Annotated in this window: 8 protein-coding genes; 6 read left to right on the top strand and 2 right to left on the bottom strand. The window is 44.7% G+C overall.

Annotated elements, in window-relative coordinates:
• Positions 1 to 90: 90 nt before the first annotated feature.
• The 3 genes from XZ46_RS25245 (at position 91) to XZ46_RS25235 (ending at position 9530) form a co-directional block, all read left to right on the top strand.
• On the top strand, positions 91 to 6393 hold the full coding sequence (locus tag XZ46_RS25245) for a DEAD/DEAH box helicase (protein WP_008055895.1): 6303 nt from the start codon (positions 91 to 93) through the stop codon (positions 6391 to 6393).
• A gap of 73 nt (positions 6394 to 6466) precedes the next feature.
• Positions 6467 to 6823 (top strand): four helix bundle protein, encoded by a 357-nt coding sequence (locus XZ46_RS25240; protein ID WP_006622930.1) that lies wholly within the window; start codon positions 6467 to 6469, stop codon positions 6821 to 6823.
• Between the two features lie 547 nt (positions 6824 to 7370).
• Positions 7371 to 9530, top strand: a complete 2160-nt coding sequence (locus XZ46_RS25235) for a UvrD-helicase domain-containing protein (RefSeq protein ID WP_006668285.1) — start codon at positions 7371 to 7373, stop codon at positions 9528 to 9530.
• A 34-nt stretch (positions 9531 to 9564) separates the two neighbouring features.
• Here the strand turns inward: XZ46_RS25235 and XZ46_RS34840 are convergent, their stop codons facing one another.
• Positions 9565 to 9714, bottom strand: a complete 150-nt coding sequence (locus XZ46_RS34840; RefSeq protein ID WP_157883464.1) for a hypothetical protein — start codon at positions 9712 to 9714, stop codon at positions 9565 to 9567.
• 176 nt (positions 9715 to 9890) lie between these two features.
• On the opposite strand from XZ46_RS34840, the gene XZ46_RS25230 reads away from it, so the two are divergent.
• The 3 genes from XZ46_RS25230 to XZ46_RS25220 all read left to right on the top strand — a co-directional run bounded on the left by XZ46_RS25230 (position 9891) and on the right by XZ46_RS25220 (position 13859).
• Positions 9891 to 10442 carry a hypothetical protein gene (locus tag XZ46_RS25230; RefSeq protein WP_008055897.1) on the top strand — a complete coding sequence of 184 codons (552 nt, stop codon included), beginning with the start codon at positions 9891 to 9893 and terminating at the stop codon, positions 10440 to 10442.
• A 519-nt stretch (positions 10443 to 10961) separates the two neighbouring features.
• Positions 10962 to 13334 (top strand): CBS domain-containing protein, encoded by a 2373-nt coding sequence (locus XZ46_RS25225; RefSeq protein ID WP_008055898.1) that lies wholly within the window; start codon positions 10962 to 10964, stop codon positions 13332 to 13334.
• 117 nt (positions 13335 to 13451) lie between these two features.
• Complete coding sequence (locus XZ46_RS25220; RefSeq protein ID WP_008055899.1) at positions 13452 to 13859, top strand: phosphomannose isomerase type II C-terminal cupin domain; 408 nt, start codon at positions 13452 to 13454, stop codon at positions 13857 to 13859.
• Here XZ46_RS25220 and cdf31 read toward each other — a convergent pair.
• A complete protein-coding gene (gene cdf31 / locus XZ46_RS25215; RefSeq protein ID WP_008055900.1) occupies positions 13856 to 14803 on the bottom strand; it encodes a CDF family zinc efflux transporter Cdf31 in 948 nt (315 codons plus the stop codon). The two genes, XZ46_RS25220 and cdf31, sit on opposite strands and share 4 nt — an antisense overlap.
• Positions 14804 to 14813: the final 10 nt, after the last annotated feature.

The following is a 14813-nucleotide window of genomic DNA, read 5'->3' as shown; positions in this document are numbered from 1 at the left end:
GGTTTCTTATCCTCGAGAAGCCGAGAAACCGGGTTTCTTATCCCCCAATTGTTAATTGTTAATTATTAATTATTAATTAAGAGAAGAGAGATGTTTCCTTCAGTTGTAGCTGCCCAAATTAGGAACTGTGTTTCTGACTATTTGATAACCACCTTTCGACCGACAACGCCAGGGTTTAATGGGTTGATTGAACGATTCCTGAAAACGGCTAATAACCTCTATCGCGGACCTTATGTTTCGGTGGGTTTACCGTTTCGACAGGGTACAATTGGCGGGGACTATTTCCCGGAAATTCCCCTGGGTTTTATCCCGTTTTTGCACCAAGAACGCGCTTTTAATCGCCTCAGTCCCCCTAACTATCAGTCAACTATAATCGCCACGGGGACGGGTTCGGGGAAAACGGAATGTTTCTTAATTCCCCTCCTAGAACATTGTCGCCAACAGGGGAATAAACCGGGGATAAAAGCGATTTTAATTTATCCTATGAACGCTTTAGCGACGGACCAAAGTAAACGTATCGCCCAAATAATTGAGCAAACTCCGTCGCTAAAAGGTCAGGTTACGGCTGGGTTATATGTAGGGGAAAAAGACGAAAAACCTACGCGGGTGATGACCCCAGAAAAGGTGATTACTGATAAAGAGATGTTGCGAAAGTCTCCCCCAGATATCCTGCTGACTAACTATAAAATGTTGGACTATCTGCTAATTCGACCAGACCTTCAATCTTTATGGACAAATAATGAACCGGAAACTTTGCGCTATTTGGTAGTTGATGAATTCCATACTTTTGATGGCGCACAGGGGACGGACTTGGCTTGTTTGTTGCGTCGCCTAAAACACCGCCTCCAAACTCCCCCAGGACATTTGGCTTGTGTGGGAACTTCGGCGACTTTGGGGAACAAAAGTGATAAAACGGAAATCTTAGCCTATAGTAAAACTATCTTTAAAGAAGAGTTTGAGGCGGCGGCTTTAATTGAAGAAGACCGCCTAAGTGATGGGGAATTTTTGGGGAATGCTTTATTAAACGTCCTCCCCCTACCGAGGTTAGAGGACTGGGAAAAACTGCAACCGGACAACTACACCGACCCGGAAAACTATCTACAAACTCAAGCGCAACTTTGGTTAAACCCGACTACAGAAACGGATACTTTTATTAATAAACCCATAGACGACCAGTGGCGGGTAGAATTAGGGAAGGAACTAAAAAGCCTCCCAATTATCCATAATTTAATTAGGGTTTTAAAGGAAAAATCCTGCACCTACGAGGAAATTCTCGATCGCATTGGTAGCCGTCTCCACTTCCCGGTCAAACAACACCCAGAATATTGCTATCTTCTCCTGGATAGCATTTTCGCGTTAATTAGCGCGGCACGTTGCCAAATTGACAACCCCAATGGTACAATAATCATAGCCCCTTGGGTGACATTACGGGTACAGGTCTGGTTTCGGGAACTCAAGCGTATGGTGGCTTCTGTGGAGTCGCAGCCGGAACTTGCTTTCTCGGACGACCTCACCCCAGAGTTACGCCAAAATCAGAAAACCTTACCGGTCATGCACTGTCGCGACTGTGGGGCGACGGGTTGGGGTGGTGTGCGCCATTCCACGATTAATAATAAACTTATCCCCAACGACCTGCGTGGCTTCTATCAAGCGTTTTTCAGCCAGAAGCCGTTAGTGTCCTTCCTGTTTCCCTGCGACGAGTCTCACGAGGAAACTCAACTCCTCTGTCGTCACTGTCTCACGGTTAACCCAACTTCGGTGGAATTCTGTAAGGGTTGTCATAAGGAAAACAACGCGGATAATTTAATCCCGGTGTTAGTCCCGGAGGTGACGCAAACAGTAACCCGAAACGGACAGGAACAGTTAATATCTAACCATGACTGCCCTTTCTGTGGCAACTCGAACGGCTTATCAATTTTGGGCGCACAAGCAGCCAGCCTGACGAGCGCTAGTATTGGCATCTTGTACACGACACCGTTCAATCAGGACAAGAAACTACTCACCTTTTCGGACTCGGTACAAGATGCTGCTCACAGGGCTGGATTTTACAACGCCCGCACCTATCGTAGCACATTACGCACGTCAATTTTCCAATTAGTGCGAGAATCTCAACATCCCCTGACTTTGCAGGAATTATGCGATCGCTTTGCGGACTATTGGCGGGAAAAAATCCCCATCCCAGAAAATTATATCGCGACTTTCCTACCGACAGACCTGCAATGGTTGCGGGAGTGGGACGACTTCCTAAATGGCGATCGGTCTAAATTAGACCCCCACACGGCTTTACCGGACTTACTGGAGTTAGTCGAAAAGCGCCTGGTGTGGGAAATTGTGACGCAATTCGGACACCGAGGGGCGATCGGTCCGTCTTTGGAACGCAGCGGGGTCGCTAGTGTCAGCTTTAACCCCCAATTCCTGACGGCTGCGACTAAGACGCTACACCAAAAGCTGAGTAATGAAATAGAAGCGCTGCGGACAGTGAGTGAGGACCGGGTAAGGGAGTTAATCGTGGGTTTATTGCATCATCTCCGCCACCGGGGAGGGATTGTGCAACCTGTCACCCAAGGCAATTATATCAGCAGTGGCGGCGAAACATATCTTTTGTCTAAATTAGTTTATATGCCAGGGGTGGGTCCTTCTGTCCCCGCGCCGAAATTTCTGGTAAATGCGGCGGCGAAAACTAAGCAGTTTGAAAGGGTGATCTCTGGGAAAAACAGAGACAGTTGGTGCGAAGATTGGACTATGCGAGTATTTGCTCCCCACACGCTGCTACTGAAGGAACAACTGATTGATATATTACACTTCACCCTAGAGACTTTGGTGGGGGCGAAGTTGCTAGAGTCTCATTTTTGCGGTCAAGGTCGCGCTTGGGGTATCCCCATGGCTGCGATTATAATTAACCCAGGGGGAAAGGTTCTTACTTGCGATCGTTGTTATCATCAAATCACCCATTCTCGGACTTCTTCCCACTTACCCGAAACTTGTCGCAGCTTAGGCTGTCAGGGACATTACCACGAAGACGACCAACGCCCCGGTTTAGTCTACTATCGCCAAATGTATCAACAGGGAGAAGTTCGTCGCATTGTGGCGGCGGAACATACGGGACTTTTAAGCCGCACTACCCGCGAACGTTTAGAACACCGTTTTATCCAGAGCGATCGCTATTGTGATCCTAACTTAATTTCGGCGACTTCGACGTTAGAAATGGGGATTAATATTGGCGACCTCTCCAGTGTTTTCCTGTGTTCTCTCCCCCCCAACGTTGCCAACTACCAGCAGCGAATTGGTCGCGCGGGACGACGAGACGGTAATGCGTTAGTGGGAGTAATTGCCAACGCCAAACCTCACGATTTATTCTTCTACAGCGACCCCGCCCAAATGCTAGAAGGGGGGATAGAGGCTTCGGGATGCTATCTAAACGCGGCGGCGATTTTAGAGAGACAACTGACGGCGTTTTGCCTAGATAATTGGGTGGCAAGTGGGTTAGACTCGGAAGGATTCTCTCCCCAACTTAATGATATCCTAAACCATCTGCAAAATCAAGCCCAAAATCGATTTCCTTACAATTGGCTAAGGTTCATTGACAGCCAGCAAGGGGAATTACTGAGGGAATTTATAGATTTATTCGCGGATACCATTACCCCAGAAACTCAAGCCCAAATTGAGGAGTTCATGCACCAGGGACAAGGGGAAATCGGCGGACTAGGCTGGCGCATTTTGAACCGCCTAGAAGGCATGAAAAAAGAACGACATCGTTTTAGTAATGCGATCGTCAACCTCACCAAAAAAATCAAAGCCCAAAAAGGGGAACCCACCCACCTGCAAGACCCGGACAAGCTGGCAGAAATGGAACAAGAAAAAGAGGGACTCCGGGAAATTATCCGAGATATCAACAACAAAAATATCTTTAACTTTCTGACGGACGAGGGACTGCTCCCCAACTATGCTTTCCCGGAAGCGGGAGTAACTTTACGGTCAATGGTTTTGCGGAAACTGCGGCCAAAACAAGGGGCGAATGGTAAGCGTTATGAGGTGCTAACCATGACCTATGAACGCCCCAGCCAGGTGGCGATTAGAGAATTAGTACCCAGCGGGGTTTTTTATGCGGAAGGAAGACGAGTAAAGGTTGACCAAATAGACCTCAAATTATCGGAGCCGCAAGAGTGGCGAATTTGTCGAAGTTGTAGTTATGCAACGGAGAGTTTTCAACCAGAAGCCCATCAAAAAACCTGCCCGCGATGTAATGATACCCTATGGAGTGATAAAGGCAGGTTGCGGACTATGCTGCGGTTACGGCAAGTTATGGCAACTACTGCCGACCAGACAAGTCGCCTAACTGATGATAGTGAAGACCGCAAAATCGAATTTTTCGAGAAACAGTTATTAGTGGATTTTTTGCCGGAATTCCGCGAACAAACTTTTTTGATTAATCACCCAGAGTTTCCCTTTGGGTTCGAGTATATTTCCCGCACGAAGTTCCGCGAAATCAACCTAGGCGAGTCTTTGTCCACGGGGGAAACGGTGGAAATTGCGGGTAAAAAATTTACGACAAAAGGGTTTACAGTTTGCCGCAGTTGTGGTAAAGTAATAGATAGGAATAAGGACCACGCCCAAAATCACGCGATTAGCTGTCAGTGGCGGGACAAACCCGACCAGGTAAAAACTATCGAGGTGCTGTATCTTTACCGGGAATTTGAATCAGAATCAATCCGGTTTTTAATGCCGGATGAAAGTTTCTGGACTCCGGAAGGTTTGCACTCGTTTATTGCAGCGATCCAATTAGGCTTAAAAGAGAAGTTTCGGGGGAAAGTAGACCACCTCCGCACGACCATTAGCGAAGAACCGCAACCGGAAAGCAACCTCCGCAAATCGTTTTTATATCTGTTCGATAGCATACCGGGAGGGACGGGATATCTGCGGCAATTAATTCGCCAGCCGCAGGAATTACAAGAGGTATTTCTGCAAGCCTTGGAAAAGATGAGAACCTGTAGTTGCAAAGAAAGGCATCAAGACGGGTGCTATCAATGTATTTTTGCTTATCGGAATAGTTTTTATAAAGACTATACCAGCCGCAAAAAGGCGGAGAGTTTACTGGGAAAATTACTGAATCATTGGAGTGAATTAAAAGACCATTCGGAAGGTTTATCAGCGATTCGAGTTAATAGCAATTTAGAGAGTGAACTAGAGAGGAACTTTATCAAGGCGCTATCAATGCGAACTGATTTAGTGCTGAAACCAGAGATTATTGATGGTAAAACAGCCTATTTTATCAAACTAAAAAATAGTGCTTGGATTGTGGAAACTCAAGTAACGCTGGACGAAAAAGATGGTGTAACCATTCCCTGTCGGGCGGATTTTATCATGCGTCCGGCTTCGAGTCGGGTGGAGAGTTTACCAGTGGTGGTATTTACAGACGGTTGGGAATATCATCGCGATCGCATTAAGGAAGACTTCCAACAACGTCAGGCGATCGTCCGTAGTGGTCGATTTTGGTGTTGGTCGTTAACGTGGGATGATGTGATGAAACAGGTTAACCGCAGCCACCGCACCACAAACCCGCCGCCGGACAGTTTCCGTCAGGACTTAAATAACGATAAATTCCGGAAATGCGGGGGCTCATTTTATAAGCGATATGACTGCGAGGGAATGCAACTCCTGGAAAGCCAGGATAGTTTTGCATGGCTAATGAGTTATTTAGACCAACCCCAGGCGCAAAATTGGCAAAGGTGGGCGTTATTGCGAACTCTAGCCCAAGGGAGTCCCGCCAATAATAAGTCACCAGAATTTCTAGGGAGGATGGAAACTCGCCTATCTCCAGAAGCGATCGCCCTTTGGGAAGTTCCGCCGACATACGTCATTGGGGAGGTATGTATTTCGGAGTCATTACAGATTTTTACGCTAGTAGACCTGAAGCGTAACCACGAAAAAAACGCGACAGGTAGCCTCGTCTGCTTAGAGTTAGACGACCAACAGGAAGACCCCGGAAGTTGGCGGGAAGCATTGCGATCGCTGAATTTATACCAATTCCTCCCCCATTTTTACGCCATTACGACCAACGCCGCCCCAGAGATATCCCTAGCTACTCCAGGGTCTATAGTCCAGTCTCCCCTAGAAAACACTGACCCCCGTTGGGAGGAGTTAAGGGAATTAGTGATCGAAGAAAGTCTTTTTCCCGCCATTGATCGCATGAGTCAGGAAAACTGGCCCCTCCCCCAAGCGGGATATGAACTATTAAGCGATCGTGGTAGCGTCAAAGCGATCGGGGAACTCGCCTGGGAGGAGACCCAAATCGTGGTCACCCTCACCCCCGAAGACAACGAAGCCTTTATCGCCGCCGGTTGGCGGTCTTATCTAGTCGAAGACTTCTTAAAAAAATTAACAATTAACAATTAATAATTAATAATTAATAATTAATAATTAACCGATTTGCTGATTTGCCGATTTGCTAATTCACGAATTAATAATTATGAGTGAGAATGTTGTTAAGGATAAGTCATTTGTTTTTGCACTGAGAATTGTCAAATTATACCAATATCTTACCACAGAAAAACACGAGTATGTCCTCTCTAAACAAGTTTTGCGGAGTGGTACGGCAATTGGGGCATTAGTTCGGGAAGCAGAATATGGCGAAAGTCGTGCCGATTTTGCTCATAAATTGGCGATCGCCCTCAAAGAAGCCAACGAAACCCAATATTGGCTAGAATTAATATACAGAGGCGGTTACATAGACTTCCATGGCTTCCACTCCATCAATCAAGATTGCCTGGAACTGTTAAGGCTGTTAACCTCAATCATAAATTCAACCAAAGGCAGTTCAAAATAATTATTAATTATTAATTATTAATTATTAATTATTAATTATTAATTATTAATGATGGGTGAGAGAGGGCTGATTTATGGTGTCTGCTGAAATTTAGTCTTGACAATTAATAATTAATAATTAATAATTAATAATTAATAATTAATAATTAATAATTAATAATTATTAATTAATAATGATGGGTGAGAGAGGGCTGATTTATGGTGTCCGCTGAAATTTAGTCTTGACAATTGACAATTGATAGTTGATAATGGGGTGTGAAAGGGGGTTGATTTATGGTGTCCGCTGAAATTTAGTCTTGACAATTGACAATTGATAGTTGATAATGGGGTGTGAGAGGGGGTTGATTTATGGTGTCCGCTGAAATTCAGCACTAACAGCAGAGCCAGCTCCCACCCCAATTAATAATTGTCAGTCTTAAATTATTAATTGTTAATTGTTAATTATTAATTATTAATTATTAATTATTAATTATTAATTATTAATTATTAATTATTAATTATTAATTATTAATTATTAATTATTAATTGTTAATTATTAATTGTTAATTATGAACTTAGATCATGGGATTCGCCTAGCCATTGCTGATGACTTTTTTAGTAGTCACAATCAATTGCCACGCAAAATCCAAAACAAAGTATCTGAATTTATCAATCGCTTTCGCCAAAGCCCTACCCGGTCGGGGTTAAATTATGAATCGATTAAAGGGAGTCGAGACAAACGACTAAAATCTGTGCGGGTGGATTTAGATTATCGGGCGATCGTACTGAAACCGGAAACGGGGAATACCTATCTATTGCTATGGGTTGATCAACATGACGATGCTTATCAATGGGCGCGGCGAAAAGTCTGCCAAATTAACCAGGTTTCTGGGTCGGTGCAAATTATCGATGTTGAACAAGTAGAAGCGACTACGGAAAAACTCAAGCAAAGTCACCAGCAACCAGAAGCCCAACCTAAACGCTTTGATGCGATCGCCGATCGGGATTTAATGCGTTTGGGGGTTCCTGAAATTTTACTCCCAGCAGTGCGGGAAATTGTGAGCGATCGCGATGTGGAAGAACTTTTGCCCCATCTCCCCAAGGAAGCCAGCGACGGGATTTTTATGTTAGCTGCTGGCTATCCCCTCCCGGATATTTTCCAACAATTGGAAAGACCAGAACCCAAAGATAATATCGACCCGGATAACCTGGAAGCAGCCCTAGACAATGAGGACAGCCGTTCTCGGTTTATGGTAGTCACCGATGACACAGAATTAGAGGAAATGTTAGCAGCCCCCCTGGAAAAATGGCGGGTTTTCCTTCATCCTACCCAACGGAAATTAGTTGAAAGAGACTGGAATGGGGCGGTGAGGGTACTCGGTGGGGCGGGGACTGGTAAAACTGTGGTGGCGATGCACCGGGCAAAATGGTTGGCAGAAAATCGCTTGACGAAAACGAGCGATCGCCTTTTGTTTACGACGTTTACCCGAAATTTAGCGATCGATATTGAAAACAACCTGAAAACCATTTGCACCCCGGAAGTAATGAAACGCATTCGGGTAATTAACCTAGACTCTTGGGTGACAAGTTTTCTCAAAGAGGAGGGCATCGAAAACCGGATCGTGTACAATAACGAAACGGATGACCTCTGGCAACAAGCCTATACTTTAGCGCCGCCAGAATTAGGATTTCCCCTAAGTTTTTATCGGGAAGAATGGCAGGAAGTGCTACAACAAAACCGCTGCCAAACTCTCAGAGATTATCTAGGTTCCCGTCGCATTGGTCGGGGAACCCGTTTGAGTCGTCAACAGCGACAAGGAATATGGCTGGTTTTTGAGGAGTATCGCAACCTGCTACGAGAAGCGGGATACCGCGAGGCTAATGACGCGATGTATGATGCTATTTCGATTATTCGCGCCAAAGGTCGAGAAATTCTCCCCTATAAAGCGGTAATTGTGGATGAAGCCCAGGATATGAGTAAAGGGGCATTTGAGTTAATTAGGGCGATCGCGGGTCCCCCAACAGCCAATGATATATTCTTGGTCGGAGATGCCCACCAACGCATCTATGGGCAAACTGTCATCCTCAGCCACTGCCATATTGATATTCGCGGACGGTCTAAGAAGTTGCGCCTCAATTATCGCACTACGGACGAAACTCGCAAATGGGCGACAGCGGTTCTGGAAAATTTGGCGATCGATGATTTAGATGGCGGCGTAGATTCTTTACAAGACTACCGTTCAATCATGCACGGCGATGCCCCCATTGTCAAGGGGTTCAAGACTTTTGAGCAGGAAATTTCCTATTTACAAGAGTTATTAACAACCTTGCAAAATCAGGGGAATACTGGCGATCGCAATTCATCGCGAGTTTGCATGGTGTTTCGCACACAATCTCTCATGGAACAGTACGAGTCAGCGTTAGGCAATTATCCAATCAAGATGCAACGAATTAAACGAAATCAACCGGACAATCTCTTAGATGAAGGCATCCGCATCGGCACAATGCACCGAGTAAAAGGTTTACAATTTGATTGGATTGTGCTACCGGGATTAAATGATGATATTTTACCCCTAAAAACTGGTTTAAACGACTGTCCAGACGATGTTTCCAAAGACCGCTTTATCACAGCAGAGCGCTGTTTATTGCACGTCGCCGCCACCCGCGCCAAGCAGCAAGTCCTGATTAGCTATTATGGGAAACCCAGCCCATTTATGGAAAAAAAATAAACCCGATTTCTTAAAAAAAAAGAAACCCGGTTTCTCAAAGAAACCGGGTTTCTAAGAGTCTGGTGAGAAACCGGGTTTCTAAGAGTCTGGTGAGAAACCGGGTTTCTAAGAGTCTGGTGAGAAACCGGGTTTCTAAGAGTCCGGTGAGAAACCGGGCTTCTGGCTTACGGCCAATTACCGGCACCGGCACTGGTCATGTAAAGGAGCGATCGCTATTTTCGATTTTTGGGCCAAAAACAGCGAAAAAAAAGAAATTAAAAAAATAAATTCAGAAATTGGTAGAGAGCATCGTCTTCTAGTAGAAGGGAGAAAAGAATCAAACAAATCTCTACTTCGACAAACTAATCAAAGGAAAAATGTATGACTCGTATCAGGATTGAATTAATTGATGTGTATTGTGCCGATACCGAAGATATTACGGGAGCCGATGATTTTTATCTTGTCGGTGCCCTAGTCGGTGGTGACGTCACCAAAGCAATTTTGACCCGTCCTATCAAAATCAATGACAAGCAAAGAAAGCAATTTAATCCCCAAGATTCCGTTTTATTTGACGGCAATCTTCTTCCAGGACAAGTCATCAAAGGTGGACTGAAAGCTTATGATGAAGATGCTGGAAAAGACTGGTCTAAGTACGGTGATACGATCACAGCAATTAGCAGTATGGTTTCCAGTGCTATATCTGCTGCCGGACCCTACGGAGTCCTTGCTGGGACGATTCTTTCAGCCGCAACAACTGGCGTTGGCATTCTCGCAAGTCTTGACAAAGATGATTTGCTCGGTGCTTCCGAATTGGAAATTTCTGCCGTAGGACCGGCTAATGAAGTGCGGGAGTGGAAGATGTCTAAGAAAAACACCTTTGTGGGTTGGTCTACCTGGGATTACACGGTTCGATTTATGATTAGTCGTTCCTAAAAAATCGCCATATTTGTAGGCGATATTGCCCGGTGGGGAAAGAATCCCTACCAGACCACCACTCGTGGCGGGGATTCTCAAAACCCCCCAAGTCTTGATTTCCGGCTGTTAAATTAGAGGCGATCGCGTCGGTTATCTATTGATGCGATGTTTCCAAAGACCGCTTTATTACTGCGGAACGCTGTTTATTGCACGTCGCCGCCACCCGCGCCAAGCAGCAAGCCATGATTAGCTATTATGGGAAACCCAGCCCATTTGTGAGCAAAAAATAAACCGGGTTTCTTTGAGTCTGGTGAGTGAAAGAAACCCGGTTTCTCAAAGAAACCGGGTTTCTTTGAGTCTGGCGAGAAACCGGGTTTCTGGCTTACAGCCAATTACCGATTAAAACAAACGCCGCCCAATAGTAGGGATCTCGGTTGCTGGAGTAGGGATAATTGGGCTTGACCCAACCAGAAATTAGCAGCCAATTGCCGATGAAATAGTCCATAATGAATAATCGTCGGTGCAATTGTATCAGTTATGCTTTACCCTGCGCCCCATTACTCCTCAGCCCTTGAACAAGCGGTAGACCGCTATCCGGTCACAGTCACGCCCGATACGTCTGTAGCAGAGGCGATCGCATTGATAAGCCAATTACAAAATCACTGTCCCTTCCCCCAGGATCTCAGACTAGAACCAGACAGATCTGATTCTAGAACATTAATCCAGCCTACGGGGATACGAGCAAACTGTATATTGGTGGTTGATAAACCCACGCCCTTATGTACAGAATTTGTGGCTCAACCACCAGAACAATCAACGTTATTAGGGATTTTTACGCCCCGTAATTTATTACAACTAATTGCTACGGGAATTTTAGATCATCCCGAAGAAGCCACCCTGGATCACATCAGAATTGGGGAGGTTATGTCAATTCCAATATGTCAACTAACGGAGTCGGAAGATCAGGATATCTTTACGGCGTTGTCTATGTTTCGACAACATCAAATTTTGCATCTACCAGTTGTGAATAGTCAAGGTCATTTAGTGGGAGTAGTCACGCCGGCAAGAATTCGTCAAGTCTTGCAACCTTCTAATATTTTGCGGACTAGACGGGTAGCTGATGAGATAATTACGGACGTTCTTACCGCGCCGGTCAACACTTCTGTATTGACGTTGGCGCAAATGATGGCTACTCATCCAATTGGTTGCGTTGTTATTCATAATCAATTAGCTACCCATAAATTAGAACCTGTGGGTATTGTCACGGCTGAGGATATAGTTTTAGCGCAATTTCTTCAGCTAAATTTAGCGGAAACTACGGCAGCCACTATTATGGGGATTCCTCAATTTTCGTTAAAAGTTCAAGATTCATTATGGCTGGCTCATCAGGAAATGCAAGCCAGACAACTCCAGCGTTTATTGGTTAGTAATAACCAAGGACAATTGCAGGGAATTATTACCCAAATGAGTCTGTTGCGAATGCTCGATCCTACGGAGATGTATCGGGTGATTAGACAGCTTAAGCAGTCTGTATATAAACTGCAAGCGGAGAAAATGGAACTGCTGAGAAGTCGTAATATTAAACTAGAAAAACAGGTGCAAGAACGCACGGCGCAACTCCATGAGCAATTGCAAAGAGAACGGCTACTAGCTAAAATATCTCTGCAAATTCATCAATCTTTGAACTTAGATGAAATTCTAAATACGACAGTAGCAGAGTTGCGAGATTTTTTGAGTTCCGACCGGGTGGTTATTTACCAAATACTTAATAGTGGTGTGGGGGAATTGGTGGCGGAGTCTGTAGGAGAAGGATGGCGATCGCTCTCGGAAAATAGATTAAATGAATCGGTGATTAATTATTATAAATATACCTTTTTTGACCAGAATATTTATATAGTGGAAGATATCGAAAAAGCGCGACTATCTAAGGAAAAATTGCAGATTTTATCGGATAAAAAAATTCTCGCTTATTTGGTAGTTCCAATTATCCAGGATGGACAACTTTGGGGAACCATTGAAGTTCATCACTGCCAAAAATCTCGTCATTGGCTACCCTCGGAAACTAACCTACTTCAACAATTAGCCACCCAATTGGCGATCGCTATCTATCAAGCCCAACTATATCAGCAAGTTCAAGCCTTGAATACTGACCTAGAAAAACAAGTTCTTGACCGCACGGCAGAATTACAGCGAAAAGTGCAGGAACTCCAACAATTAAACATCCTGAAAGATGAATTTCTCAGCACAGTTCCCCATGAACTTAGGACTCCTTTATCTAATATGAAAATGGCGATTTATATGCTAAAATTGGCTCCGACAGCACAACGTCAAAAAGTTTATTTTGACATCCTAGAAAATGAATGTGCCCGGGAAACTAACCTGATTAATGACCTCCTAAATTTACAGAAGCTAGAAGCAGAAAATATTCCTATCAGCTTAGACCTGTTAAATCTAGTGAATTGGATACCCCGAATCACTCAACCCTTTTATTCTAGGGCTAATTCAAGAAAGCTGGTTTTGAATGTGGAATTGCCGCCAGACTTACCCTCTGTACGCACTAATACTAGCAGCCTAGAAAGGATTATTGCAGAACTACTTAATAATGCTTGCAAGTACACGATAGAAGGGGGTGAGATTAATTTAAAATTAGAAACGCTCCCCATTAAATCGGATTTACAAGTATCCCATAAACTCCGGTTGCAAATTGCTAACCAAGCGCAAATACCGGAACAGGAATTACCCCGCATTTTTGATAAATTCTATCGAGTCCAAAATGCTGACCCCTGGAAACAAGGGGGAACTGGTTTGGGGTTAGCATTAGTGGAAAAGTTGATCGAACAACTTGACGGTAAAATTGAAGTTACCAGTCAAAATGGTTGGACTACATTTACTATCGACTTTCCCATCTAATTGGTATATGTTAAGTTGTGTAAACAAAAATTTACCGTTGACGGGAGGCCATCTCAGCGAAATTGTTGTCACAATATGAGTTAAAATGAAGTTCGTATTTTGGGCGTGACGTGGAAAATGGGAAAAGCCAAAACGGACAAACCAACAGAAACTCAAACACCGATAATGACCCGGACACCACCCTGGGGTAAGGTAATGTTGTTAGAACAGGGGGAACATTATCGGATCAATAGGATTGTGATTAATCCGGGGTATCATATCAGTACCCAAATGCACTATCATCGTAGTGAACACTGGATTGTAGTGGCGGGAACAGCGAAGGTGAAATGTGGTGATGAAGAAATTATCCTCACGGCGAAGCAGTCTACATACGTCCCGATGAATACCCCCCACCGGGTAGATAATCCGGGGGTGATTCCCCTAGTAATGATTGAAGTACAGAATGGGGAATATTTGGGAGAGGACGACATTATCAGGTTTCCCGAAGTTGATGAGAATATCGATCAATCGGATATTTCCCGTTAATTATCGTCTTGGTCCTCTGTCGGCGATCGCTCCTCGTAGGTAATCACATCTGATTTATATTCGGGTGGTTCCACATGAATTAAAATACGAGCCGGACCATAGCGCTTTTCTAATTGTGCTTCGACGGCTTCAGTAATGTCATGGGCTGTTTCTACATCCTTAGCCCGGACAACCATGTGCATTTCGATAAAAACCTGCCGTCCGATGATACCGCGAGAGGCGATCGCATGACAATTAACCACACCCGGAACAGACATAGCAATCAGCTTAATTTGTTCAGGTGCGATCGCCATTCTATCCACCAACCAAGGTAAATTATCGCTAATCACCTCCCACCCGCTGCGAAACACCAAAATAGCCACCGGAAACGCTAACACCACATCCAAAAATTGTAATTGTGGTAAACCCCAAGCATTACCCCGCCACACCCCAATTAATCCGGCGATCACCATAATTGTGATCCAAACATCACTCATGGTATGTTTAGCATCTGCGACCAGCAAAGCACTTCCTAAACGCTTACCCACCCGCCGCTCATAATAAGCCACAAAAATATTAATACCCAAGACCACCAACAAAATCCATAAATGCTCAACAGAGACGATCACGGGGTCATTTTCACTGTCTAGCAGACGTTCCACAGCACGGGTGAGGATTTCAAAACAGGCAATTCCCAAAAAAGCGGCAATTCCCAAAGCACCCACCGCATCAAATTTTTGGTGTCCGTAGGGATGTTCGCGATCGGGATCTGGGGAAGCAAAATGATTAGCAACCAATCCTAGCACATTATTCGCCCCATCCGTCACACTATGCAGAGCATCAGCCAACAAACTCAAAGACCCAGTGAGAACTCCTACAGCAGCCTTAATCCCCATCACCAATAAATTCAAAGCCAAGGTGATAATCAGAACCCGGCGCACTTGGGAACGGTGATCCACACTCATGATGATACCC

This window comes from Limnospira indica PCC 8005, assembly GCF_000973065.1.
In the GTDB taxonomy this organism is placed as follows: domain Bacteria; phylum Cyanobacteriota; class Cyanobacteriia; order Cyanobacteriales; family Microcoleaceae; genus Limnospira; species Limnospira fusiformis.
The sequence above is the reverse complement of the archived record's forward strand: the minus strand, read 5'-3'. Positions and strand labels throughout refer to the sequence as shown.